The sequence below is a fragment of the Pseudomonas sp. UYIF39 genome, assembly GCF_029963765.1.
GTDB lineage: Bacteria > Pseudomonadota > Gammaproteobacteria > Pseudomonadales > Pseudomonadaceae > Aquipseudomonas.
Genome location: NZ_JALBYU010000003.1, coordinates 271,184 through 294,876 on the forward strand (window position 1 = coordinate 271,184; position 23,693 = coordinate 294,876).

The 23,693-nt window shown below is 58.9% G+C and carries 25 protein-coding genes; 3 read left to right on the forward strand and 22 right to left on the reverse strand.

The window, feature by feature from the left end; translation table 11 throughout:
- The first annotated feature begins 104 nt into the window (after positions 1-104).
- Entirely contained in the window at positions 105-1,670 is a 1,566-nt protein-coding gene (locus tag MO767_RS06120) for a flagellar hook-length control protein FliK (RefSeq protein WP_282479800.1), read from the forward strand.
- On the forward strand, positions 1,667-1,996 hold the full coding sequence (locus tag MO767_RS06125; RefSeq protein WP_282479801.1) for an EscU/YscU/HrcU family type III secretion system export apparatus switch protein: 330 nt from the start codon (positions 1,667-1,669) through the stop codon (positions 1,994-1,996). Before MO767_RS06120 ends, MO767_RS06125 begins: the two co-directional genes overlap by 4 nt.
- Before the next feature lie 117 nt (positions 1,997-2,113).
- On the opposite strand, the gene MO767_RS06130 is transcribed toward MO767_RS06125, so the two are convergent.
- The 15 genes from MO767_RS06130 to MO767_RS06200 form a co-directional block, all read right to left on the reverse strand.
- Entirely contained in the window at positions 2,114-2,506 is a 393-nt protein-coding gene (locus tag MO767_RS06130) for a DUF2802 domain-containing protein (RefSeq protein WP_282479802.1), read from the reverse strand.
- Entirely contained in the window at positions 2,507-2,992 is a 486-nt protein-coding gene (locus MO767_RS06135; protein ID WP_010456928.1) for a chemotaxis protein CheW, read from the reverse strand. It abuts the gene before it with no gap.
- An 88-nt stretch (positions 2,993-3,080) separates the two neighbouring features.
- Positions 3,081-3,947, reverse strand: coding sequence for a CheW domain-containing protein (locus tag MO767_RS06140; protein ID WP_282479803.1), 867 nt, complete (start codon positions 3,945-3,947; stop codon positions 3,081-3,083).
- A 1-nt stretch (position 3,948) separates the two neighbouring features.
- On the reverse strand, positions 3,949-4,737 hold the full coding sequence (locus MO767_RS06145; protein ID WP_129442213.1) for a ParA family protein: 789 nt from the start codon (positions 4,735-4,737) through the stop codon (positions 3,949-3,951).
- Between the two features lie 43 nt (positions 4,738-4,780).
- On the reverse strand, positions 4,781-5,671 hold the full coding sequence (motD, locus tag MO767_RS06150; protein WP_282479804.1) for a flagellar motor protein MotD: 891 nt from the start codon (positions 5,669-5,671) through the stop codon (positions 4,781-4,783).
- 15 nt (positions 5,672-5,686) lie between these two features.
- Entirely contained in the window at positions 5,687-6,427 is a 741-nt protein-coding gene (locus tag MO767_RS06155) for a flagellar motor protein (RefSeq protein ID WP_008155813.1), read from the reverse strand.
- Entirely contained in the window at positions 6,427-7,557 is a 1,131-nt protein-coding gene (locus MO767_RS06160; RefSeq protein WP_282479805.1) for a chemotaxis response regulator protein-glutamate methylesterase, read from the reverse strand. Before MO767_RS06160 ends, MO767_RS06155 begins: the two co-directional genes overlap by 1 nt.
- A 49-nt stretch (positions 7,558-7,606) precedes the next feature.
- On the reverse strand, positions 7,607-9,847 hold the full coding sequence (locus MO767_RS06165) for a chemotaxis protein CheA (RefSeq protein ID WP_282479806.1): 2,241 nt from the start codon (positions 9,845-9,847) through the stop codon (positions 7,607-7,609).
- Positions 9,848-9,884: 37 nt separating this feature from the next.
- Positions 9,885-10,673, reverse strand: a complete 789-nt coding sequence (locus MO767_RS06170; RefSeq protein WP_282479807.1) for a protein phosphatase CheZ — start codon at positions 10,671-10,673, stop codon at positions 9,885-9,887.
- Between the two features lie 30 nt (positions 10,674-10,703).
- A complete protein-coding gene (locus tag MO767_RS06175) occupies positions 10,704-11,075 on the reverse strand; it encodes a chemotaxis response regulator CheY (RefSeq protein ID WP_003183998.1) in 372 nt (123 codons plus the stop codon).
- Between the two features lie 168 nt (positions 11,076-11,243).
- Positions 11,244-11,984, reverse strand: coding sequence for an RNA polymerase sigma factor FliA (gene fliA, locus MO767_RS06180; RefSeq protein WP_282479808.1), 741 nt, complete (start codon positions 11,982-11,984; stop codon positions 11,244-11,246).
- Complete coding sequence (gene fleN, locus MO767_RS06185; RefSeq protein WP_020299275.1) at positions 11,981-12,811, reverse strand: flagellar synthesis regulator FleN; 831 nt, start codon at positions 12,809-12,811, stop codon at positions 11,981-11,983. The genes fliA and fleN overlap by 4 nt, the downstream gene beginning before the upstream one ends.
- 116 nt (positions 12,812-12,927) lie before the next feature.
- Complete coding sequence (gene flhF, locus MO767_RS06190) at positions 12,928-14,256, reverse strand: flagellar biosynthesis protein FlhF (protein ID WP_282479809.1); 1,329 nt, start codon at positions 14,254-14,256, stop codon at positions 12,928-12,930.
- Between the two features lie 11 nt (positions 14,257-14,267).
- Entirely contained in the window at positions 14,268-16,397 is a 2,130-nt protein-coding gene (gene flhA, locus MO767_RS06195) for a flagellar biosynthesis protein FlhA (RefSeq protein ID WP_282479810.1), read from the reverse strand.
- A gap of 265 nt (positions 16,398-16,662) precedes the next feature.
- Positions 16,663-17,325, reverse strand: coding sequence for a hypothetical protein (locus MO767_RS06200; RefSeq protein ID WP_282479811.1), 663 nt, complete (start codon positions 17,323-17,325; stop codon positions 16,663-16,665).
- A 295-nt stretch (positions 17,326-17,620) separates the two neighbouring features.
- On the opposite strand from MO767_RS06200, the gene MO767_RS06205 reads away from it, so the two are divergent.
- The gene (locus MO767_RS06205) at positions 17,621-18,733 is read left to right on the forward strand and encodes a hypothetical protein (RefSeq protein WP_282479812.1); all 1,113 of its coding nucleotides are present in this window, start codon (positions 17,621-17,623) and stop codon (positions 18,731-18,733) included.
- A gap of 47 nt (positions 18,734-18,780) precedes the next feature.
- Here the strand turns inward: MO767_RS06205 and flhB are convergent, their stop codons facing one another.
- The 7 genes from flhB to fliM form a co-directional block, all read right to left on the reverse strand.
- Entirely contained in the window at positions 18,781-19,920 is a 1,140-nt protein-coding gene (gene flhB, locus MO767_RS06210; RefSeq protein ID WP_282479813.1) for a flagellar biosynthesis protein FlhB, read from the reverse strand.
- A 3-nt stretch (positions 19,921-19,923) separates the two neighbouring features.
- The gene (fliR, locus tag MO767_RS06215) at positions 19,924-20,706 is read right to left on the reverse strand and encodes a flagellar biosynthetic protein FliR (RefSeq protein WP_282479814.1); all 783 of its coding nucleotides are present in this window, start codon (positions 20,704-20,706) and stop codon (positions 19,924-19,926) included.
- A 3-nt stretch (positions 20,707-20,709) separates the two neighbouring features.
- Positions 20,710-20,979, reverse strand: coding sequence for a flagellar biosynthesis protein FliQ (fliQ, locus tag MO767_RS06220; protein ID WP_007948918.1), 270 nt, complete (start codon positions 20,977-20,979; stop codon positions 20,710-20,712).
- Entirely contained in the window at positions 20,976-21,734 is a 759-nt protein-coding gene (gene fliP / locus MO767_RS06225; RefSeq protein WP_282479815.1) for a flagellar type III secretion system pore protein FliP, read from the reverse strand. The genes fliQ and fliP overlap by 4 nt, the downstream gene beginning before the upstream one ends.
- Complete coding sequence (fliO, locus tag MO767_RS06230) at positions 21,734-22,192, reverse strand: flagellar biosynthetic protein FliO (protein ID WP_282479816.1); 459 nt, start codon at positions 22,190-22,192, stop codon at positions 21,734-21,736. The genes fliP and fliO overlap by 1 nt, the downstream gene beginning before the upstream one ends.
- Positions 22,193-22,651 carry a flagellar motor switch protein FliN gene (gene fliN, locus MO767_RS06235; protein WP_129442187.1) on the reverse strand — a complete coding sequence of 153 codons (459 nt, stop codon included), beginning with the start codon at positions 22,649-22,651 and terminating at the stop codon, positions 22,193-22,195. It lies immediately after the preceding gene.
- 72 nt (positions 22,652-22,723) lie between these two features.
- The gene (gene fliM / locus MO767_RS06240) at positions 22,724-23,692 is read right to left on the reverse strand and encodes a flagellar motor switch protein FliM (RefSeq protein WP_008151077.1); all 969 of its coding nucleotides are present in this window, start codon (positions 23,690-23,692) and stop codon (positions 22,724-22,726) included.
- Position 23,693: the final 1 nt, after the last annotated feature.

Consider the following 23,693-nt stretch of genomic DNA (forward strand, 5'->3'; position numbering starts at 1 on the left):
ATCAAGTATTTGAAATGTTTTCAACGCCCCGGATACAACGGGGCGGCATTATACATGCCATGCCCTACTCTCAAGAGGGCAATTTCCTCAGGTTGTGACCGCGTATGACAGGCGAAATGAACATCCTCCCGCTCCCGCAGCCCACCCCCGCAACCTCGCGGCAGTTGGTGGTGAGTGGCGACCTGCTGAAGTTACTGACGCCAATGGAGGGCCTGATCACTGCGGGCCAGACCGCCAAGGCCGAAGTGCTGTCACTCAAGCAGGCGGATCAGACCTTTCAACTGTTGCTCAAAGTCACCCTCGACAACGGCCGTCAGACCACGGTCCAGGCCACCAGCGCCCAACCGCTGCCTCAGGGCACCAGCCTGGCGATCACCCAGCCGTCGGCGAGTAATCTGGCCGTCACCGTGCAACAGGCTATCGCCTCCAGCGTCGCCACCCTCACCCGTATCGACACCGCGCAACTGCCGGTCGGCACGCTGCTGCAAGGCAAAGTGCTGACCTCTCAGGTGTTGCCGCAGGTGCCGGGCCAGCCGACGGTGTTTCGCTCGATGGTGAGCTTACTCAACACCGCGTTGAGCGGCAGCACCCTGAACATCGACAGCCCGACGCCGCTGCGCATCGGCACTTTGCTGAGTGCACTGGTGCAGGACACCCAGACGCTGAAGTTCGTGCCATTGAGCAGCCGCCAGGAGCAATTGGCGGTGACCCAACAACTGGTCAGTCAACAGAGCCGCCAAGGCTCGCTGGATGGCCTGCTCAAGCTCCTGCAAAACCTGCCGCCCTCGAATCAGACGTCCAGCGATCTGCGTGCCGCCGTCGACAAGTTGCTCGCCGGCGTACCCGATGTTCAACAACTCAGCACGCCAAAGGGGCTGGCCCAGGCACTGGCCAATAGCGGACTGTTCCTTGAAGCCAAGCTGCTCAGCGGTCAGAACCCGACGCTGGCCCCGGACATGAAAGGCGATCTGCTCAAGCTGATCGCACAATTGACCCCGGCCAACACCAATTTAAACGCGATCCTTGCCGCCAACACACTGGCCCAGGTCATGCCGAACTTCGTGCGCAGCGCCCTCGGCATGCTCGGTCAAGTCAGCGCCAAACCGCAGCCAACCAGCTTCCCGCTTCCCGAGCGCCTGTTACAAAGCATGGATGGCGAAGGCGATCTCGAGCACTTGCTGCGTTTGGCAGCAGCAGCCGTTTCGCGCCTGCAAAGCCATCAACTGTCGAGCCTGGAACAGACCGGCGTCACTGACGACGGACGGTTGATGAGCACCTGGCAACTGGAAATCCCGATGCGCAATCTGCAGGACATCGTGCCGTTGCAGGTCAAGTTCCAGCGCGAAGAAGCGCCCGAGAAGGAACAGCAAAACGAACGCCGGGACGAGCGCGAACCCAAACAGCAATTGTGGCGAGTGGACCTGGCATTCGACATGGAGCCCTTGGGCCCGCTGCAGATTCAGGCACAACTGATCAAAGGCAGCCTGTCCAGCCAGCTGTGGGCGGAACGCCCGTACACCGCCAGCCTGATCGAAAGTAACCTGGCCGAACTGCGCCAACGGCTGCTGGCGTCCGGCCTGAATGTCGGCGATCTCGATTGCCACCTCGGCACACCGCCACAAGGCCCTCAAACCCGTCTCGAACAACGCTGGGTCGACGAAACCGCATGAAAAACCCCAACACCCCGCGCCAGGCCATCGCCCTCAAGTACGACGGCAGCCACGCCCCTACCCTCACGGCCAAAGGTGACGACGCACTGGCCGAAGCCATTCTGAAAATAGCCCGCGAATGCGAAGTGCCGATCTATGAGAATCCGGAGCTGGTGAAACTGCTGGCGCGGATGGAATTGGGGGAAAGTATTCCGGAGGAGTTGTATCGCACGATTGCCGAGATTATTGCGTTTGCGTGGAATTTGAAGGGTAAGTTTCCGGCGGGACATGATCCGGATGCGGGGATGGTGGAGAAAGACATTACTGAACGAGGGGATGACTATTGATTCTGTGTTGAATGCAAAAAGATCGCAGCCTCGTTTCACTCGACAGCTCCTACATTGGGATGGCGTACCCCGTGTAGGAGCTGTCGAGTGAAACGAGGCTGCGATCTTTTGATCTTCTCAGTTCTTGTGAAGCTTGCGCATCAACTCCGCCTCAGCCTGGGTCAACCCGCAAGACTGAGTGAGCTCGTCAGCCGTAGCCCCCATCCCCACCAATCGCGCCGCCTGGGCAAACGACAGGCTCGACGGATCGCGCTGTTCCAGCTGAGCCAGTTTGTCCGGCAACGGGCCAACCACCGCGCGCAGTTCGTGCAGGTCTTCCCCCATGCGCACGTTGCCGCTCTGGTAGTCCTCGACGCGCTTGGCCAGGTCCTTGATGCGCTGATCGCGCAGCGCATCGCCCTGGGCCTGTTGCGCGGCCATCAGTCGTTGGCCTCGTATGTAAGCCAGAAACATCGCCAGCGTGCCTGCCCAAAAGAGGAACAGGACAATGACCGCCACCTCAAGAATCAATCAGATGTTCTCCAGGTCCGACCATTCTTCTTCGCTCATCATCTTGTCCAGCTCGACCAGGATCAGCAGTTCGTTGTTCTTGTTGCACACGCCTTGGATGAACTTGGCGGATTCTTCGTTACCGACGTTCGGCGCGGTCTCGATTTCCGACTGACGCAGGTAAACCACTTCGGCCACGCTGTCGACCATGATCCCGACGACTTGCTTGTCGGCTTCGATGATGACGATACGGGTGTTGTCGCTGATTTCGGCATTCATCAGGCCGAAGCGCTGACGGGTGTCGATCACGGTGACCACGTTACCGCGCAGGTTGATGATGCCCAGCACGTAGCTCGGGGCACCCGGGACCGGGGCGATTTCGGTGTAACGCAGGACTTCCTGAACGCGCATCACGTTGATGCCGTAGGTTTCATTGTCCAGTTTGAAGGTTACCCATTGCAGGATCGGATCTTCAGAACCTTTTGCATTCGTCGCTTGACTACTCATACCCTGACCCCTCGAAAAACCGCTTCTGGCGGTGTGTGTTCTGTTGGCGGCATTCAACAATGCCGTCGCATACTTGTTATGTCGGCAGCTATGTCGGTTTGTGTAGCGGCGTGCTGCCGCTCATGTGCTTTGCCCCGCCGCTGGCGATCAACTCGGCCAGGGCGGAAACGTCCAGCAGCGCACACATGTGCTCAATCACCGTGCCGGCGAGCCATGGCCGCTGACCTCGATGACTTCTCCATTTGATTTCGTTCGGGTCCAGGCGCAACGAGCGGCTGACCTGATGCACCGCCAGCCCCCATTCGTAGCCCTGAACCGAAATAACGTATTGCAGGCCCTGGCGGAAATCGTCGCGGTAGCGGTCCGGCATGACCCAACGCGCGGTGTCCAATACTTTCAGGTTGCCGGCCTGGCTTGGCAGAATCCCGAGGAACCATTCCGGCTGACCGAACAGCGGTGTCAGCTCGTGACCGGCCAAAGAATAAATCGAGCCCAGGCACACCAGCGGCACGGCCAGGGTCAGCCCGGCGACATCGAACAACAGGCATTCGAACGGTTCGGCGGCCCAGGACGGACGACCATCGGCTTCCACTGGTGGCGGCGTGTTGCTCGGCGGCAGGTGGACTTCGACCACCGGCGGTACCAAGGCTTGCAGCAACGGGGCAATGGTCGATACCGGAGCGAGAACCGGCGCTGGTGCTTCGATCACGGCTACCGGTGCTTTCGCCAGGGGCGCCGCTACCGGCGCAGCAACCACGGCGGTCTTCTGCGCATCGCGAGCCTGCTCTTCGAGCACCGCTGACTGGAACTCGTCCAGCGCCGCTTCAACCTCGACCACCTGGGGCAGCGCTTCGATTTGTGACGGCAACTCTTCGGTCGCCTCCATCAGCAAACTGTCCAGATAAGACTGGAGTGCCCGTTGCGGACGCGAGGTGATTTTTACCGGGCGGTTCATCTCACGCCACCTGCGGAACAAGTTGTGCTGCCAGCAAATGCTTGAGCAACGCGCGATAAGCCAACACCCCACGGCTCTTGCCGTCGAACTGCGAAGGCGTCACACCGGCACGGCTGGCGTCACGCAAGCGGGTGTCGACCGGGATGTAGCCCTGCCAGATTTCTTCCGGGTATTTGTCGCGCAACACCCGCAGCGTTCCGAGGGAAGCCTGCGTGCGGCGGTCGAACAAAGTCGGCACGATGCAGAAAGGCAGCGCCTGTTTACGCGAACGGTTGATCATCGCGAGGGTATTGACCATGCGTTCCAGGCCTTTGACCGCCAGGTGTTCGGTCTGCACCGGTATCACCAATTGCTGGCTCGCCGCCAAGGCATTGACCATCAGCACACCGAGCAACGGCGGGCTATCGATCACGGCGTAATCGAAGTCCTGCCAAAGTTGCGCCAGGCTCTTGGCAATCACCAGGCCCAGGCCACTCTGACCCGGCGACTGACGCTCGAGGGTCGCGAGTGCGGTGCTCGACGGCAACAGGGAGATACTCTCGTGGCTGGTAGGCAACAGCAACTGACCGGGCAAGCCTTGCGGCACACTGCCCTTGTGCAGGAACAGGTCATAGCTGCTGTGTTCCAGGCTGTCGGGGTCGTAACCGAAGTAGCTGGTCATGGAGCCGTGAGGGTCGAGATCGACCACAACCACGCGCTTGCCCGCCTCGGCCAGCAATCCGGCTAAAGCGATAGAGGAAGTGGTTTTACCGACACCACCCTTTTGATTGGCGACTGCCCAGACTCTCATTCGGATTGTTCCTCCCGGTCCACATGGTCGACCGAGGAAAAGCTCAACGTATTAATGCGGGTGACGGAGAATTGACGGCACTCTCTCGTCCCGGCGACTTGACCGGGGTCGGTGCAGTTTGTGTGCCAGCACGCTTCAACGCGGCATCCGGTTTCGCATTGGCGGTTCCGGTACCCGTGAGGCTGCGGCGTACATCCAGATTTCGTGACACCACCAACACCACGCGACGGTTACGCGCCCGCCCTTCGGCAGTCGCGTTGTTGGCCACTGGCTGGAACTCGCCGTAACCCACCGACGCCAAGCGACCGGGGTTCACACCCTGCATCGCCAGCATGCGCACGATGCTCGCCGAACGGGCCGAGGACAGCTCCCAGTTGGTCGGGTATTGCGCGGTGCGGATCGGTTGATCGTCAGTGAAGCCTTCGACGTGAATCGGGTTGTCGAACGGCTTCAGAATCGCAGCAACCTTGTCGATGATGTTGAATGCGATGTCGCTGGGCATGGCGTCGCCGCTGCCGAACAACAGGCTGGAGTTGAGTTCGATCTCGACCCACAGCTCGTTGCCGCGAATGGTCATCTGGTTGGAGCTGATCAAGTCGCCGAACGCGGCGCTGATGTCGTCGGCGATGCTTTTGAGCGGATCGCTGGCACCTGCGATACCGGCGTCGACCTGCTCGGCGTCTTTAACCAGCGGCTTGGCCGGGGTCACGGTCCTCGGCCGTTCGTCGCCGATCGGGATCGGCTTGAGGGCGCGGTCGGAGTCGGTGAACACGCCGATCAACGCTTCCGAGATGACCTTGTACTTGCCTTCGTTGATCGAAGAGATTGAGTACATCACCACGAAGAACGCAAAAAGCAAGGTGATGAAGTCGGCGTAGGAAACCAGCCAACGTTCATGGTTTACATGTTCTTCAGGTTGCCGACGACGAGCCATAGTCCATTACCCCCATCAATCCATGAAGCCCTGAAGCTTCAACTCAATAGAGCGAGGGTTTTCACCTTCGGCGATCGACAGAATGCCTTCCAACAACATTTCGCGATAACGCGACTGCCGCAAAGCGACGGACTTGAGTTTGGCGGCAATCGGCAGCAGCACCAGGTTGGCACTGGCCACGCCGTAGATGGTCGCGACAAAGGCCACGGCAATGCCGCTACCCAGTTGCGACGGATCGGCCAGGTTGCCCATCACGTGGATCAGGCCCATCACCGCACCGATGATGCCGATGGTCGGCGCGTAGCCGCCCATGCTTTCGAAGACTTTGGCGGCTTCGATGTCGCGGCTTTCCTGAGTGTAGAAATCCACTTCCAGAATGCTGCGAATCGCTTCCGGTTCGGCGCCGTCCACCAGCAGTTGCAGGCCTTTGCGCGAGTAGTTGTCAGGTTCGGCGTCGGCCACCCCTTCCAGACCCAGCAGGCCTTCCTTGCGTGCGGTCAGGCTCCAGTTGACGACGCGATCGACGCCACCGGCGAGGTCGATGCGTGGAGGAAACAGGATCCAGGCCAGAATCTGCATGGCGCGCTTGAAGGCGCTCATCGGCGCCTGCAACAGCGCCGCACCGATGGTCCCACCGAGTACGATCAACGCCGCCGGGCCGTTGGCCAGGGCGCCGAGGTGGCCGCCTTCAAGGTAGTTGCCGCCAATGATGGCGACAAACGCCATGATGATCCCGATAAGACTTAAAACATCCATCAGATACAAGCCTCGACCAGATGCTTGCCAATATCGTCCAGGCCGTACACCGCATCGGCGAGTTCGGCTTTAACGATGGCCATCGGCATGCCGTAGATCACGCAGCTGGCTTCATCCTGGGCCCAGATCGAGCTGCCGCCCTGCTTGAGCAGGCGCGCGCCTTCGCGACCATCGGCGCCCATGCCGGTCAAAACGACCGCCAGAACTTTGTCACCGTAAGACTTGGCCGCGGAACCAAAGGTGATGTCCACGCACGGCTTGTAGTTCAAACGCTCGTCGCCCGGGAGGATTTTCACCGCGCCACGGCCATCGATCATCATTTGCTTGCCACCCGGCGCCAGCAGCGCCAGGCCCGGACGCAGGATGTCGCCATCCTCGGCTTCCTTGACGCTGATGCGGCAGAGCTTGTCCAGTCGTTCGGCGAAGGCCTTGGTGAAGGCGGCCGGCATGTGCTGGATCAATACGATGGGTGCAGGGAAGTTGGCCGGCAATTGGGTCAAAACCCGCTGCAAGGCAACCGGGCCGCCAGTGGACGTACCGATGGCGACCAGTTTGTAGGCTTTACGTTTCGGCACTGGTGACGACGAAGCTGGCGCGTGGGTACGCGCCGGAATCGGAGCCGGTGCCGGACGCGCAGGCGCGTTGCTGCCGTAGCTGCTGACGCTCAAAGGTGCAGGCGTTGGGGCGGGTGCGGCGACAGGTGCCGGAGCGCTGTAGGTATTGGCGCGACGGTTACTGCGCGAAATGCTGAGAATCTTCTCGCACAGCAGTTGCTTGACCTTCTCCGGGTTGCGGGAGATGTCTTCGAAATTCTTCGGCAGGAAATCCACCGCGCCAGCGTCCAGCGCGTCGAGGGTTACCCGAGCGCCTTCGTGGGTCAGCGAGGAGAACATCAACACCGGGGTCGGACAGCGCTGCATGATGTGCCGCACCGCCGTGATGCCATCCATCATCGGCATCTCGTAGTCCATGGTGATCACGTCTGGCTTGAGGGCCAGCGCCTGATCAATCGCCTCTTTTCCGTTGGTCGCCGTGCCGACGACCTGGATATTCGGATCCGCTGAAAGAATTTCCGAGACGCGGCGGCGGAAAAACCCCGAATCGTCCACCACCAGGACTTTAACTGCCATAAACACTCCGTTAGACGGAGCGAGGCTCAGTCGCCCCGCCCCACCAGAATCAAATACGCCGGGCGGCGTAACGCTTGAGCATGCTCGGAACATCGAGAATCAGCGCAATGCGGCCGTCACCGGTGATGGTGGCGCCGGACATGCCCGGGGTTCCCTGGAGCATTTTGCCCAATGGCTTGATGACCACTTCTTCCTGGCCCACCAGTTGATCGACGACGAAGCCGATCCGCTGAGTGCCCACCGAAAGGATCACCACATGGCCTTCGCGCTGCTCTTCGTGAGCGGCGGAGCTGACCAGCCAGCGTTTGAGGTAGAACAATGGCAGCGCCTTGTCCCGCACGATCACCACTTCCTGGCCGTCCACCACGTTGGTGCGCGACAGGTCGAGGTGGAAGATCTCGTTGACGTTCACCAGCGGGAACGCAAACGCCTGGTTGCCCAGCATGACCATCAGCGTCGGCATGATCGCCAGGGTCAACGGGACCTTGATGACGATCTTCGAGCCCTTGCCCTTGGTCGAATAGATATTGATGGTGCCGTTGAGCTGGGCGATTTTGGTTTTCACCACGTCCATGCCCACGCCGCGTCCGGAGACATCGGAAATTTCGGTCTTGGTCGAGAAACCCGGCGCGAAGATCAGGTTGAAGCAATCGGATTCGCTGAGGCGATCCGCTGCATCCTTGTCCATCAAGCCTTTCTTCACGGCAATACCGCGCAAAACATCGGCGTCCATGCCCTTGCCGTCATCGGAGATCGACAGCAGGATGTGGTCGCCTTCCTGTTCAGCGGACAGGATCACCTTGCCGCTGCGAGGCTTGCCCATCGCTTCACGCTCGGCCGGTTCTTCAATACCGTGGTCGACCGAGTTGCGCACCAAGTGGACCAGCGGATCGGCCAGGGCCTCGACGAGGTTCTTGTCGAGGTCGGTTTCTTCGCCGACCAGTTCCAGGTTGATCTCTTTCTTGAGCTGGCGAGCCAGGTCGCGAACCAGACGAGGGAAACGTCCGAAGACCTTCTTGATCGGTTGCATCCGGGTCTTCATGACCGCGGTTTGCAGGTCGGCCGTGACCACGTCGAGGTTCGACACGGCCTTGGACATGGCTTCGTCGCCGCTGTTGAGGCCCAGACGGACCAAGCGGTTACGCACCAGTACCAACTCGCCGACCATGTTCATGATTTCGTCGAGACGCGCGGTATCGACCCGCACGGTAGTCTCGGCTTCGCTGGCCGGTTTTTCCGGTGGCGGCGCGGACGGGGCACGCGCTGGAGCCGGGGCAGCAGCGGCAGGCTTCGGCGCTTCGGCTTTAGGCTCGGGCGCTTTGGCTACGGGTTTCGGTGCAGCGGCAGGTGCCTTGGCGACAGGAGCCGAAACCACGGCGCCAGTACCGACTTCAGTGAACTTGCCTTTGCCGTGCAATTCGTCGAGCAGTGATTCGAACTCGTGATCGGAGATCAGATCGCCGCCAGCCGCTTTAGCGGTTGGCGCAGCCGGGGCCGGGACCGCAGCAATGGCCGATTCCAGCGCATCGACGGCAAAGTTGCCCTTGCCGTGCAACTGATCGAGCAGAGCTTCGAACTCGTCGTCGGTGATATCGGAGCTGTCGCCTGCCGCTTTCGGGGCAGCCGGTGCGGCTGGCGCCGGGACTACCGCATCGACAGCGAACTGGCCTTTACCGTGCAGTTGATCGAGCAGCGACTCGAACTCGGCATCGGTGATTTCGTCGCTGGCCGCCGCATTGCTGCTCGGCGCGGGCACAGCTGCCGGGGCTTCTGCCTGAGCCTTGACGGCGTTCAGCGAGTCCAGCAGTTGTTCGAATTCGTTATCGGTGATGTCACCCGATTCGCTCTCGGCGGCAGGTTCTTCCACCAAGTCGGCGACCGGTGCCGTTTCATCGGCGGTTTTCGGCTCGGCCAGACGCGCCAGCGCTGCCAGCAATTCTGGCGTGGCAGCCGTGATCGGGCTGCGCTCGCGGACTTCGGTGAACATGCCGTTCACCGCGTCCAGCGCTTCAAGAACCACGTCCATCAGTTCCGAGTCGACGCGACGTTCACCCTTGCGCAGGATGTCGAACACGTTCTCGGCGATGTGACAGCACTCCACCAGCTCGTTGAGCTGGAGGAAGCCGGCGCCTCCTTTTACAGTGTGAAAACCGCGAAAAATTGCATTGAGCAAGTCCGCATCGTCTGGTCGGCTTTCAAGCTCGACCAGCTGTTCGGACAGTTGCTCTAGAATCTCGCCGGCCTCAACCAGGAAATCCTGAAGGATCTCTTCATCGGCGCCGAAGCTCATTAAGGGGGTGCTCCTAAAGGTCTAAAAACCTAAAAACCTAAAATCCAAGACTGGATAGCAAATCGTCCACATCGTCCTGACCGGACACAACGTCTTCTCTTTTATCGGCATGAATCTGCGGACCTTCACCCTGAGAGAGATGTTTTTGCGGATCTTTTTCTGCAAGCATCGCTTCACGGTCATGTTCGATACCCGCAAAGCGGTCTACCTGACTGGCCATGAGCACGAGCTTGAGCAGGTTGCTTTCAACTTCGGTGACCAACTGGGTCACACGCTTGATCACTTGACCGGTGAGGTCCTGGTAATCCTGAGCGAGCAGAATGTCGTTGAGGTTGCTCGACACAACGCGATTGTCTTCGCTGCTGCGTGTCAGGAAACCGTCGACTCGCCGGGCCAGTTCGCGAAACTCTTCAGCCCCGACTTCGCGACGCATGAACCGTCCCCAGTCGGCGCTCAAGGCCTGGGCTTCGTTGCTCAGACCGTTGACCAGCGGCGTGGCGTTTTCCACCAGGTCCATGGTGCGGTTGGCAGCAGCCTCGGTCAGCTTGACCACATAACCCAGACGCTCGGTGGCATCCGTGATCTGCGAGACTTCCTCGGCTTGCGGCATGTGCGGGTCAATCTGGAAATTGACGATCGCGCTATGCAGCTCGCGAGTGAGCTTGCCCACTTCCTGATACAGGCCACGGTCACGGGTCTGATTGAGCTCATGGATCAGTTGCACAGCGTCGCCGAACCTGCCCTTTTCAAGGCTTTCGACCAGTTCGACCGCGTGTTTTTTCAGAGTCGATTCAAAATCGCCCTGTGAAGACTCGTTATGCTCCATAGCTCCCCCGTGGCGCAGTGGCTTCGCACATCAACCGATGCGTTCGAAAATCTTCTCGATTTTTTCTTTTAACGCCTGGGCCGTGAAGGGCTTGACCACATAGCCGTTAACACCGGCCTGGGCTGCCTCGATGATCTGCTCGCGCTTGGCTTCAGCGGTCACCATCAGCACCGGCAGGTGCTTGAGCTTTTCATCGGCACGCACGTGGCGCAGCAGGTCGATACCGGTCATGCCAGGCATGTTCCAGTCTGTTACCAGAAAGTCGATGCTGCCGCTGTTGAGAACCGGAATGGCGGTAGTGCCATCGTCGGCCTCGACCGTGTTGGTGAACCCAAGGTCACGCAACAGGTTTTTTATGATCCGCCGCATCGTTGAGAAGTCATCAACGATGAGGATTTTCATGTTCTTGTCCAATTCGACCTCCAAGCAGTCTTAAACGCGCCCAGCACCTGGACGCGCCATTTCAATCAATCCGGCAAAGCACTCAATGACTGTCTGGAGCACAACAGATCGGGACCGGTAAGGTTCAACAACCCACCAGCCGCGTTCGCAGTGTCCCCCACACTGCCTTCAGCGCGCTCGCCACTCCCCCAAACGCCCCCGCAAACGGGCCGCGCACTGGCTGTGTAACTGGCTGACCCGAGATTCGCTGACCCCCAGGACCTCACCGATTTCCTTGAGATTCAATTCTTCGTCGTAGTACAGCGCCAACACCAGTCGCTCACGCTCCGGCAAATTGGCAATCGCGTCCGCCAGCGCCGACTGGAAGCGTTCATCTTCCAGATCGCGTGACGGCTCCAGATGAGCACTGGCGCCATCCTCGTGCAGCCCTTCGTGTTCGCCGTCCTGCAACAGATCGTCGAAACTGAATAACCGGCTGCCCAGGGTGTCGTTCAAAATCCCGTAATAATCGTCGAGACTCAATTGGAGTTCGGCCGCAACCTCGTGATCTTTAGCGTCACGGCCGGTTTTAGCTTCAATCGAGCGAATTGCGTCGCTGACCATCCGGGTATTGCGGTGGACCGAACGTGGCGCCCAGTCCCCCTTGCGTACTTCATCGAGCATCGCGCCGCGGATTCGAATGCCCGCGTACGTTTCGAAACTCGCGCCTTTGCTGGCATCGTATTTGGTCGACACTTCAAGCAGGCCGATCATCCCGGCCTGGATCAGGTCTTCGACCTGGACACTGGCCGGCAGACGCGCCAACAAGTGGTAGGCAATGCGTTTAACCAGTGGCGCATAACGCTCGATCAGCTCGTACTGCGCATCACGTGCCGACTTCTTGTAGAAGTTGTAGCCACTGGCTGTCATAGCACGGGTCCTGCGGTTTGTTGCACGAGGCGCTCGACAAAAAACTCCAGGTGCCCACGCGGGTTGGCAGGCAGTGGCCAGGTATCGACCTTCTGTGCAATGGCCTTGAACGCCAGTGAGCACTTGGAACGCGGGAAGGCTTCGTAGACGGCGCGCTGCTTCTGCACGGCCTTGCGCACGCATTCGTCGTAAGGCACTGCGCCGACGTATTGTAAGGCGACGTCAAGGAAGCGATCCGTGACCTTGGTCAACTTGGCGAACAGGTTGCGCCCTTCCTGCGGGCTCTGGGCCATGTTGGCCAGGACGCGGAAGCGGTTCATGCCGTAATCGCGGTTCAGCAGTTTGATCAGTGCGTAGGCATCGGTGATCGAGGTCGGTTCGTCGCAGACCACCAGCAAGACTTCTTGCGCTGCGCGAACGAAACTGACGACCGAGTCACCAATGCCCGCAGCGGTGTCGATCACCAGCACGTCGAGGTTGTCGCCGATATCGCTGAACGCCTGGATCAGTCCGGCGTGTTGGGCCGGGCTCAAATGAACCATGCTCTGTGTGCCGGACGCGGCCGGGACGATGCGAATGCCGCCAGGGCCCTGCAACAGTACGTCGCGCAGCTCGCAGCGGCCTTCGATCACGTCGGCCAAAGTACGTTTGGGTGTCAGTCCCAGCAGGACGTCGACGTTCGCCAGCCCCAGATCGGCGTCCAGCAGCATGACGCGCCGGCCGAGCTCAGCTAGAGCCAGGGACAAGTTCACTGACACGTTAGTCTTCCCGACGCCACCTTTGCCGCCGGTCACCGCGATCACCTGTACGGGATGCATGCTGCCCATGAATTTTCTTTACCTTGTCTTACTTAGACGGAGGCCACATTACTGGCTGCGCGTTCACTAACTGAACAATGCATGGCAGACCATCGATGTAGGTACAAAAACTGTTCATTAATACCTCAGCCGACCTGCTTGGTCGGGCTGTGGTAAATATCAGCGAACATGTCAGCCATGGCTTCTTCGCTGGGTTCTTCTTGCATTTGCACGCTGACGGCGCGACTGACCAACTGATGACGACGCGGTAGATGCAAATCATCCGGGATCCGCGGGCCATCGGTGAGGTAAGCCACCGGCAATTCATGACTGATGGCCAGGCTCAACACCTCGCCCAGACTTGCCGTTTCATCCAGTTTAGTCAGGATGCAGCCAGCGAGCCCGCAACGCTTGTAACTGTGATAAGCGGCCGTTAGAACCTGTTTCTGGCTGGTGGTTGCCAAAACCAGATAATTTTTCGATTTGATGCCACGACCGGCCAGGCTTTCGAGCTGCATGCGCAGTGCCGGATCGCTGGCCTGAAGGCCCGCGGTATCGATCAGCACCACGCGTTTGCGCAGCAAAGGCTCCATCGCCTGCACCAGCGATTGGCCCGGATCGACATGCGTCACCGACACATTGAGGATCCGGCCCAACGTCTTGAGTTGTTCCTGAGCACCAATACGGTAGCTGTCCATGCTGACCAGCGCGATATTCTGCGCGCCGTACTTGAGCACGTAGCGGGCCGCGAGTTTGGCCAGGGTGGTGGTCTTGCCCATGCCGGCAGGGCCGACCATGGCAATCACGCCGCCCTCTTCCAGAGGCTCGACTTCCGGTGTGGCGATCATCCGCGCCAGGTGTGCCAGCAACATGCGCCAGGCCTGACGAGGTTCTTCAATATCGGTAATGAGCGCCAGCAAATCGCGCGACAACGGGCCGGACAGACCAATGCGTTGCAGGCGACGCCAAAGATTGGCCTGGGCCGGACGGCTGCCTTGCAGCTGATTCCAGGCCAGGGAGCCGAGTTGCACTTCCATCAGTTCGCGCAGGCTGTTGAGTTCAAAACGCATCGAGTCGAACGCCCGTGGATCGACACCACCGGAGACAGGTGCCGCAGCCGGTGCGGGACGACGGGGTTCGGTGTAGGTCGGTTCGATCAGCGGCTCGGCGGCGGTCAGCGGCAGGCCGGCGAACAACTGGCGATTGGTGGACTTATCGCTCTCGCCATCGCTGCGCAGGCTCAGTTCGGCCTGGGCGGTGACGATCCGCGATTGGGTCTTGCGCAGCTCGTCTTCGAGTTCCATGTTCGGAACGCGCGGGGCCAGCGCCGACAACTTGTAATCCAGGGCAGCCGTCAGCTCGACACCACCGGCGATCCGGCGGTTGCCAATGATGGCGGCATCAGCGCCCAGCTCATCACGAACCAGTTTCATGGCCTGACGCATATCGGCGGCGAAAAAACGCTTAACTTGCATAAACCACTACCTCAGCCGTTGGGCCCTACTGTCGCAACGATGGTCACTTGCTTGTTGTCAGGAATTTCCTGGTAAGCCAACACATGCAAACCCGGGACTGCCAATCGGCCGAATCGCGACAGCATCGCGCGAACCGGACCGGCTACCAGCAGAATCACCGGTTGACCTTGCATTTCCTGACGCTGCGCCGCATCGATCAACGAGCGTTGCAGTTTCTCAGCCATGCTTGGCTCCAGCAGAATGCCCTCTTCCGAGCCCTGTCCTGCCTTTTGAAGACTATTGAGCAATATTTGTTCCAACCTTGGCTCCAGGGTGATCACTGGTAGCTCGGAGTCAGTGCCTACAATGCTTTGGACGATTGCGCGAGATACGCCGACGCGCACCGCGGCCACCAGCGCGGCAGTATCTTGACTCTTGCTGGCATTGTTGGCGATGGCTTCGGCAATGCTGCGGATGTCCCGTACTGGCACCTGTTCGGCCAGCAACGCCTGCAATACTTTGAGCAGCTGCGACAAAGACACCACGCCAGGCACCAGCTCTTCGGCCAGTTTTGGCGAGCTTTTGGCCAACAATTGCATGAGTTGCTGCACTTCTTCGTGACCGATCAACTCGCTCGAGTGCTTGTACAAAATCTGGTTCAAGTGGGTTGCCACTACCGTACTGGCATCGACCACGGTGTAACCGAGGGATTGCGCCTGGGCACGCTGGCTGATTTCGATCCAGACCGCCTCCAGACCGAAAGCCGGATCTTTGGCGGTAATGCCGTTGAGCGTGCCGTAGACCTGGCCCGGGTTGATCGCCAGTTCGCGGTCCGGGTAAATCTCCGCTTCGGCCAGGATCACCCCCATCAGGGTCAGGCGATAGGCACTTGGCGCCAGGTCGAGGTTGTCACGAATGTGCACAGTCGGCATCAGGAAGCCCAGGTCTTGGGAGAGCTTCTTACGTACGCCCTTGATCCGCGCGAGCAACTGACCGCCCTGATTTCGATCCACCAGCGGAATCAGCCGGTAGCCGACTTCCAGGCCAATCATGTCGATCGGAGTGACGTCGTCCCAGCCAAGCTCTTTGGTTTCCTGAGCGCGAGCCGGCGATGGCAGCAGTTCCTGTTGACGCTTGACCTCTTGCAGTGCCTGAACCTTGACCACGTTCTGCTTCTTCCAGAACAGGTACGCACCACCAGCCGCAAGGGCTGCCATGCTGAGAAAGGAAAAGTGCGGCATGCCCGGCACGAGGCCCATCACCGCCATCAAACCCGCCGCCACGGCCAACGCTTTGGGCGAGGCGAACATCTGACGACCGATCTGTTTGCCCATGTCTTCCGAACCGGAAGCACGGGTCACCATGATCGCTGCAGCTGTAGATAAAAGCAGTGATGGCAATTGCGCCACCAAACCGTCACCGATGGTCAACAGCGCGTAAACCTTGCCGGCGTCGCCGAAGCTCATGCCGTGCTGGAAGATACCGACCGCCACGCCACCAATCAGGTTGATAAACAGAATCAACAGGCCGGCGATGGCGTCACCGCGCACGAACTTGCTGGCACCGTCCATGGAACCGTAGAACTCGGCTTCCTGTGCCACTTCCATCCGGCGCAGTTTGGCCTGGTTCTGGTCGATCAGGCCGGCGTTCAAGTCGGCGTCGATGGCCATTTGTTTACCGGGCATCGCATCGAGGGTGAAACGCGCGCTCACCTCGGAAATCCGCCCGGCACCCTTGGTCACCACAACGAAGTTGATGATCATCAAAATCGCGAAAACCACGATACCGACCACGTAGTTACCGCCGATCACCACCTCACCAAAGGCCTGGATCACCTTACCGGCGGCGGCATGACCGTCCTGACCGTGGAGCATCACCACGCGCGTGGAGGCCACGTTCAGTGCCAGTCGCAGCAACGTCGCCACCAACAGAATGGTCGGGAACACCGCGAAATCCAGCGGCCGCAAGGCGTAGACGCAGACCAGCAGCACGACGATGGACAAGGCAATGTTGAACGTGAAGAACACGTCCAGCAGGAACGGCGGCACCGGCAACATCATCATCGCCAGCATGACCAGCAGCAACAACGGCACACCCAGATTGCCTCGACTTAAGTCGGCAACGTTTGTGCGAGCACTGTTGAATAACTGAGAGCGATCCACCGGTTTTCCCCGTTCCTTTAAAGCAAACTTTTGACGCCTGAAGCAGACGCAGAGCGGCTACTGCAAGAAGCCTTCCAACTTTTGCCGGGGCGCGAAACAGAGAGTTTGATTGAGCCTTTGTAGCAGCTGCCAAGCCTGCGAGGCTGCGTCCGAGCCGGGGTCGCGCTCGACCGAAATTCTCGCAAAGGTTTACGACTGCTGCACAGCCGAACGCAGCCTCGCGGACTCGGCAGCTGCTACACGTGCAGCGGACCAAAAATAGGGATTAACCCGCTGTCAGGATCCGGTCTTCGCGGATCTCCCCAAACTCAAGCTTCTTCCCGACCATGTAGAGCGCCCCTCGAAGCATCGGATGACCTTCCACCTCTACAAGATCTTCCTGTGCATACCCGACTACCACTTTTGATACAGGTGCCGTTATTTCGCGAGTATCCGGTTCCCCCTCGTAAAGGTGGAGCGCCCATTGAAAGCTAATGACTGGCAGATCACTTATTTGAATTTGACGCTTATCCTCCCAGCGAAAGTCCGTCCGCGCGGTGACCTGCAATTGCCCATCGACAATATCGAACACGGGTTTTCCATAACGCTTTTCGAGCGCACCCGAGGACCATTGGTCCATGTAATAAAAGGCAGGAGTAAAAACATCGAACAATGCCTTGTTGTGGCCGATCTTGCCCGCAGCGTCGAAGAAGTAGTTGTAGGCATAGTGATAGGCCAGTCCGTCGAGCTCAGGCCGGACGGCGTTGATCGGCTGCTCCAGATATCCCGGAATGTACTGGTTGGCCATTTGCACAAAGTGCGTGAAATCCAGGCTCATTCTAAAAGTAACGATGTAACCGATCGCTGATTCTTTTGGATTGTCTTCCAACACCCCGGAGACAAACTTCAGTTCCATGCCTTGCAGTTTTCTATAAATACGCCTTGTCATCACACTATCCCCTCAGAGTACTGACGCAAACACCAATCCTGACGCTCTTAATCAAATGATCAGGGCCGCCACTGCAGGACATTGATTTGGGAGGATTCCCATACGTCATGACACCGCTCGAGGAAGCGATTGTCTACTGTCAGAAATAACAGGTGGAGCAGGTGTTCCGACAGGCGGCACGAGATGGGCACAAAACCGTTCGTCGCAACTGTCAGATCTGACAGTAGCCATGAATAGTGCCTTGGAGGCCAGATAGAGCAGCTCGATGGAGCAATATACTTACAGGAAAAATCTCATGAACTCGATCACTGCCGTTACAGACCCAGCGAATCCAAAAATTCTCGAAGCCTATGGTTCCGCAGGGGATCAACTCAAATTCGACAGCGTTTACCACGCCAATCACATTACAGCTCAAGTCCCTCATTACACCGGCATGGCCCGTGGACAGACGGTTCGCATGACTTGGGAGAATCCTCGGCACATCTATCATTCAGAGGTGGTGACCGTCGGTACGCCCGGGGCGATTGATATTCCGATCCCACGCATTGAAGTAATCGATGCCATCGGCCATACAGTCAAGGTCTACTACACCGTGCGTACCGCACCCGGCACCGCTCCGATTCCATCCAGAACTCTCCTGTTGCATATCGACCCCTACGAGTTCGATTTGCTGGCACCGACCCTGTCGACAGATCAGATAACCCTGAGCGTCAGGTATGTGGGCATGGTGCGCGGCTACACCGTTCGCATACGCGCAACAGGCAAAACCACATGGGAGAGCGACGAGCGCGAAGTGCAGACTGGCGTTACGCCGACCTTCACACTCCCTTCGAACTGGATTGCAGAAAATCGAGGCATCGACACCCGGATCAATTACAGCGTTTACAAATCTGGAAGTGGGCAGCGGTTTATGTTTTCGAAGGTGTTGAGGGTTCGAGTGGGTGAAGCAATTCCAGAGCCAATACTGTTCGAGAATTTTGATGGTCAGCCACATAGCAGTATTGTCGCGGGTCAGAGCCTCCATATCGCAAGCATGACCATTACGCTCACGTCGGGTCCAAATACATCGGGCATTCAAACGTATGGGGGCCCCATAGCAGGCATGCTGGCAGGCCCAGCCATTGTCACAAACTCCGGCAACGAATCCCCGACAGGACAACAGCAGATAACCCTAAACCTCAAATCGCCCTATTCACGGGTGAGATTTGCCTACACCTATCAACTTAGGGCAGCCGAAATCTATTTTTCCGATACTGCCGGAAATGTTGGTCAAAGGAACCTACCCGCCGACGCCAGCAATGGTCATAAATGGATCGACTATTCGGCACCAACAGGAAGAAAAATCACCACGATTCAGATCGTGTCGAGAGATTGGTCCTACCTCGATTACTTTCAGTTCTGGGTCTAAAACAGACCCTGGCAACCACGAGGAGGTAAGTACTGCCGCCGCATCCCTCAGGAATCGCGCCGCAAATCCGGCGGAATCGGCAAATCGTCCTTGAGCGGATCCGGGCGTTTGCCCTTGCCGGCGCGGTGCTGGCGGATCTGGTAGACGTAAGCGAGCACCTGGGCGACGGCAAGGTAGAGCCCGCCAGGGATTTCCTGATCAAGTTCGGTGGAGTAGTAGATCGAACGCGCCAGTGCCGGCGACTCAAGCAGCAGCACTTCGTTGGCCACAGCGATTTCACGGATCTTCAAGGCCAGGAAGTCGCTGCCCTTGGCGATCAGCATTGGCGCCCCGCCCTTGTCCGGATCGTACTTGAGCGCTACGGCGTAGTGAGTCGGGTTGGTGATGACCACATCGGCGTCGGGGATCGCCGCCATCATCCGGCGCTGGGACATGTCGCGCTGCAGCTGTCGGATCCGTTGCTTGACCTCCGGGCGCCCTTCCTGGTCCTTGTGCTCGTCGCGCACTTCCTGCTTGGTCATCAGCAGTTTTTTGTGGCTCTCCCAAAGCTGCACCGGCACGTCCACCGCAGCGATGATGATCAGCCCACAGGACATCCATAACGCACTCCAGCCCACTACCTGCAGGCAGTGAATGACGGCCAGCTCCAACGGCTCGTGGGCGATGCGTATCAGGTCATCGATGTCCGACGATAACACCAGCAGGGCCACGGTCAGGATGATCAAAAACTTCGCAAACGCCTTAAGCAACTCCACGACTGCCTTGAACGAAAACATTCGCTTGAGGCCCGCGGCAGGGTTCATCCGACTGAATTTCGGTGCCAGGGAACCCGCTGCGAATAGCCATCCACCCAGGGAGATCGGCCCGATCAACGCGGCCAGCACCAGGGTGATCATGATCGGCTGAATCGCCAGCAAGGCTGTCAGCCCTGAATTCAATAGGTAAATGCTCATGGAGCGCTGATCGAGAATGACTTCACGGGACAAGGAGAAATTCTGCCGCATCAATTCCATCAAGTCTTGCGCCAGCGCCCCGCCGAAAATCAGCAGCGCACCGGAACCAGCCAACATGATCGCCAGTGTGTTGAGCTCTTTTGAACGCGCGATCTCGCCTTTCTCGCGAGAGTCCTTCTTGCGCTTCTCCGTGGGGTCTTCTGTTTTGTCCTGACCGCTTTCGCTCTCAGCCATGACTCAGCGCGCCCGTGCCAGTTCGCGTAACAACTGCAAGGCCTCGGTGGCCAGCGGTTGATACTGATTAATAATGTCCGCCAGCCCAACCCAAACGATGAACAGCCCGAGCACCAGCGTCAGCGGGAAGCCGATGGAAAAGATGTTGAGTTGCGGTGCCGCCCGGGTCATCACGCCGAACGCGATGTTGACCACCAGCAACGCGGTGATCGCCGGCAGAACCAGCATCAATGCCGCACCGAGGACCCAGCCGAGCTTGCCGGCCAGCTCCCAGAAATGATTGACCATGAACCCGCTACCGACCGGCAGCGTAGTGAAGCTTTCCGTGAGAATTTCGAACACCACCAGATGGCCATTCATCGACAGGAACAGCAGCGTCACCAGCATGGTGAAAAACTGCCCGATCACCGCCACCGACACGCCGTTGGTAGGATCAACCATGGAAGCGAAGCCCATGCCCATCTGAATGGAGACGATCTGCCCGGCAACCACGAAGGCCTGGAAGAACAGCTGCAAGGAGAATCCCAGCACCGCACCGATGATGATTTGCTCGGCAATCAGCAGCAACCCGCTCAGATCCAGCGCATTGACCGGCGGCATGGGAGGCAGGCCGGGAGCGATGACCACGGTAATGGCCACTGCGAAAAATAGACGAACCCGCCTGGGCACCAGGGTGGTACCGAAAACCGGCATGACCATCAGCATTGAACCGACGCGAAACAACGGCAGCATGAACGCCGCCACCCAGGTACTGATCTGGGTATCGGTCAGCTGGAGCAGCGACATGGTTTAGCCGATGACCTGAGGAATACTGCCGTACAACTGCAGAATGTATTCCATAAAGGTCTGCACCAGCCACGGACCGGCGACGATCAACGTCACCAGCATCACCAGCAGGCGCGGCAGGAAGCTCAGTGTCTGTTCGTTGATCTGGGTCGCGGCCTGGAACATCGCCACCAACAGACCCACGAGCAAACTCGGAATCACCAGCACGGCAACCATCATGGTGGTCAACCACAGTGCTTCCCGGAAGATGTCTACCGCAACTTCTGGCGTCATGGCGATACACCGCCGAAGCTGCTCGCCAGCGTACCGATGATCAACGCCCAGCCATCCACCAGCACGAACAGCATGATCTTGAATGGCAGGGAAATGATCAGCGGCGAGAGCATCATCATACCCATGGCCATCAGCACACTGGCCACGACCAGGTCGATGATCAGGAACGGAATGAAGATCATGAAACCAATCTGGAACGCGGTTTTCAGCTCAGACGTGACGAACGCCGGGACCAGAATCGTCAGCGGCGCTTGATCCGGCGACGCGATATCAGTGCGTTTGGACAAGCGCATGAACAACTCCAGATCGCTGCTGCGAGTCTGGGCGAGCATGAAATCCTTGATCGGCACCTGCGCCTTGGCCACGGCGTCTTGAGCGGTGAGTTTCTCCGCCAGATACGGCTGCAAGGCATCCTGATTAACCCGGTCGAATACCGGCGCCATGATGAACAGGGTCAGGAACAGCGCCATGCCCGTGAGGATCTGGTTCGACGGCGTTTGTTGCAGGCCCAGGGCCTGACGCAGGATCGAGAAGACGATGATGATCCGGGTAAAACTGGTCATCAACATGACGAACGCCGGGATAAAACTCAGCGCCGTCATGATCAGCAGGATTTGCAGGCTGACCGAGTATTCCTGAGCGCCGTTGGCATTGGTACCCAGGGTAATCGCCGGGATCGACAACGGATCAGCGGCGAACGCCAACGGCGCGGCCAGCATCAGGGCCAGCGTCAAAATGATGCGTAGCGCGCCCATTACTTCTTATCCTTATGATCCTTGCCCATTAGCTCCATCAGGCGCTGGGCAAACTCGGGGGTCGCTTTTTCAGTACCGCTGGGCACTTGCACCGGTTCCTTGAGCACGTGCAACGCGGTGATGGTGCCGGGGCTCAAGCCAAGCAGAATCTGCTCGTTGCCGACCTGCACCAGCATCAATCGGTCGCGAGGGCCCAGTGCGCGGGAGCCAATCAGCTCGATCACCTGCGCTTTGCCGGCTGGTCCGGCCTGTTGGACCCGACGCAGCAACCAGGCGAGGAAGAAGATCAACCCCAGCACCAGTAGCAATCCGAACACCAACTGCGTCAATTGCCCGGCCACACCACTGCTGACCGCGGGTGCAGCGGCCGCAGTAGCGGTCGCTACCGGCTCGGCAGCCAGAACGCTGAACGGCAAGGCCAGCGCTAACCCCAGCAAAGAACCCAGAACCTTTTTCACTCAGCGCAGCTTCTTGATGCGTTCGCTTGGGCTGATCACGTCAGTCAGGCGGATGCCGAACTTCTCGTTGACCACCACTACTTCACCGTGAGCGATGAGCGTACCGTTGACCAGCACGTCCAGCGGTTCACCGGCCAGACGATCGAGCTCGATCACCGACCCCTGGTTGAGTTGCAGCAGGTTGCGGATGTTGATGTCGGTGCTGCCGACTTCCATGGAAATCGACACCGGGATATCGAGAATCACGTCCAGGTTCGGACCGTCGAGGGTGACCGGTTCGTTGTTTTTCGGCACGCTGCCGAACTCTTCCATCGGCAGACGGTTGGACGGCGAACTGGCGGCATCGGCGGCCAGCAAGGCGTCGATGTCGTCCTGGCCGGCATCACCGGTTTCTTCCAGGGCAGCAGCCCATTCATCGGCCAGCGCCTGGTCGTCCTGGGTGTTCATATCGTTAGCCATCAATTTGTCCTCGGCGGGCATCCATTCAATCAGGAGCCGTCAGTTAAAAGCACAGGGGGTTTGGAGTGCCGGTCAGCGGCGCTCGATCGGCTCGATCACTTGCAACGCGAGGTTGCCTTTGTGCGACCCCATCTTGACCTTGAACGCAGGCACGCCGTTGGCGCGCATGATCATCTCATCCGGCATCTCGACCGGAATAATGTCCCCCGGCTGCATGTGCAGGATGTCCCGCAGGCGCAACTGGCGACGGGCAACCGTGGCACCGATCGGCACGTCAACGTCCAGCACATCCTGACGCAAGGCGTTGACCCAGCGTTCGTCCTGATCGTCTAGGTCCGACTGGAAGCCGGCATCGAGCATTTCGCGCACCGGCTCAATCATCGAGTACGGCATGGTCACGTGCAGGTCGCCGCCACCGCCATCGAGTTCGATGTGGAAAGTCGACACCACAATCGCCTCGCTCGGGCCGACGATGTTGGCCATGGCCGGGTTCACTTCCGAGTTGATGTACTCGAAGTTCACTTCCATGATCGCCTGCCAGGCTTCTTTCAAATCGACGAAGGCCTGTTCCAGCACCATGCGCACTACACGCAGTTCAGTGGGAGTGAATTCACGCCCCTCGATCTTCGCGTGACGACCGTCGCCGCCGAAGAAGTTGTCCACCAGTTTGAACACCAGTTTGGCGTCGAGGATGAACAGTGCGGTGCCGCGCAACGGTTTGATCTTGACCAGGTTGAGACTGGTCGGCACGTACAGCGAGTGTACGTATTCGCCGAACTTCATCACCTGCACGCCACCGACGGCAACGTCCGCCGAGCGGCGCAGCATGTTGAACATGCTAATGCGGGTGTAACGGGCAAAACGCTCGTTGATCATTTCCAGGGTCGGCATGCGTCCACGGACGATGCGATCCTGGCTGGTCAGGTCGTAGCTTTTGACACTGCCGGGTTCAGCAGCGGTATCGGTCTGTACCAGACCATCGTCGACGCCATGCAACAGCGCATCGATCTCATCCTGGGACAGCAGGTCCTGCACGGCCATG

Excerpts from the sequence above, each read along its gene's own strand:
- MO767_RS06160 (WP_282479805.1), bottom strand. The coding sequence starts at position 7,557 with ATGGCAGTTAAAGTCCTGGTGGTGGACGATTCGGGGTTTTTCCGCCGC.
- MO767_RS06165 (WP_282479806.1), bottom strand. The coding sequence starts at position 9,847 with ATGAGCTTCGGCGCCGATGAAGAGATCCTTCAGGATTTCCTGGTTGAG.
- MO767_RS06200 (WP_282479811.1), bottom strand. The coding sequence starts at position 17,325 with ATGACAAGGCGTATTTATAGAAAACTGCAAGGCATGGAACTGAAGTTT.
- MO767_RS06140 (WP_282479803.1), bottom strand. The coding sequence starts at position 3,947 with ATGAACCGCCCGGTAAAAATCACCTCGCGTCCGCAACGGGCACTCCAG.
- fliP (WP_282479815.1), bottom strand. The coding sequence starts at position 21,734 with ATGGGCGCGCTACGCATCATTTTGACGCTGGCCCTGATGCTGGCCGCG.
- flhF (WP_282479809.1), bottom strand. The coding sequence starts at position 14,256 with ATGCAAGTTAAGCGTTTTTTCGCCGCCGATATGCGTCAGGCCATGAAA.
- MO767_RS06170 (WP_282479807.1), bottom strand. The coding sequence starts at position 10,673 with ATGGAGCATAACGAGTCTTCACAGGGCGATTTTGAATCGACTCTGAAA.
- MO767_RS06205 (WP_282479812.1), top strand. The coding sequence starts at position 17,621 with ATGAACTCGATCACTGCCGTTACAGACCCAGCGAATCCAAAAATTCTC.
- motD (WP_282479804.1), bottom strand. The coding sequence starts at position 5,671 with ATGGCTCGTCGTCGGCAACCTGAAGAACATGTAAACCATGAACGTTGG.
- MO767_RS06145 (WP_129442213.1), bottom strand. The coding sequence starts at position 4,737 with ATGAGAGTCTGGGCAGTCGCCAATCAAAAGGGTGGTGTCGGTAAAACC.
- fliQ (WP_007948918.1), bottom strand. The coding sequence starts at position 20,979 with ATGACGCCAGAAGTTGCGGTAGACATCTTCCGGGAAGCACTGTGGTTG.
- flhB (WP_282479813.1), bottom strand. The coding sequence starts at position 19,920 with ATGGCTGAGAGCGAAAGCGGTCAGGACAAAACAGAAGACCCCACGGAG.
- MO767_RS06175 (WP_003183998.1), bottom strand. The coding sequence starts at position 11,075 with ATGAAAATCCTCATCGTTGATGACTTCTCAACGATGCGGCGGATCATA.
- fliM (WP_008151077.1), bottom strand. The coding sequence starts at position 23,692 with ATGGCCGTGCAGGACCTGCTGTCCCAGGATGAGATCGATGCGCTGTTG.
- fliN (WP_129442187.1), bottom strand. The coding sequence starts at position 22,651 with ATGGCTAACGATATGAACACCCAGGACGACCAGGCGCTGGCCGATGAA.
- MO767_RS06135 (WP_010456928.1), bottom strand. The coding sequence starts at position 2,992 with ATGAGTAGTCAAGCGACGAATGCAAAAGGTTCTGAAGATCCGATCCTG.
- MO767_RS06155 (WP_008155813.1), bottom strand. The coding sequence starts at position 6,427 with ATGGATGTTTTAAGTCTTATCGGGATCATCATGGCGTTTGTCGCCATC.
- fliR (WP_282479814.1), bottom strand. The coding sequence starts at position 20,706 with ATGTCGCTGCTCCAGCTGACCGATACCCAGATCAGTACCTGGGTGGCG.
- fliA (WP_282479808.1), bottom strand. The coding sequence starts at position 11,984 with ATGACAGCCAGTGGCTACAACTTCTACAAGAAGTCGGCACGTGATGCG.
- fleN (WP_020299275.1), bottom strand. The coding sequence starts at position 12,811 with ATGGGCAGCATGCATCCCGTACAGGTGATCGCGGTGACCGGCGGCAAA.
- MO767_RS06120 (WP_282479800.1), top strand. The coding sequence starts at position 105 with ATGACAGGCGAAATGAACATCCTCCCGCTCCCGCAGCCCACCCCCGCA.
- MO767_RS06125 (WP_282479801.1), top strand. The coding sequence starts at position 1,667 with ATGAAAAACCCCAACACCCCGCGCCAGGCCATCGCCCTCAAGTACGAC.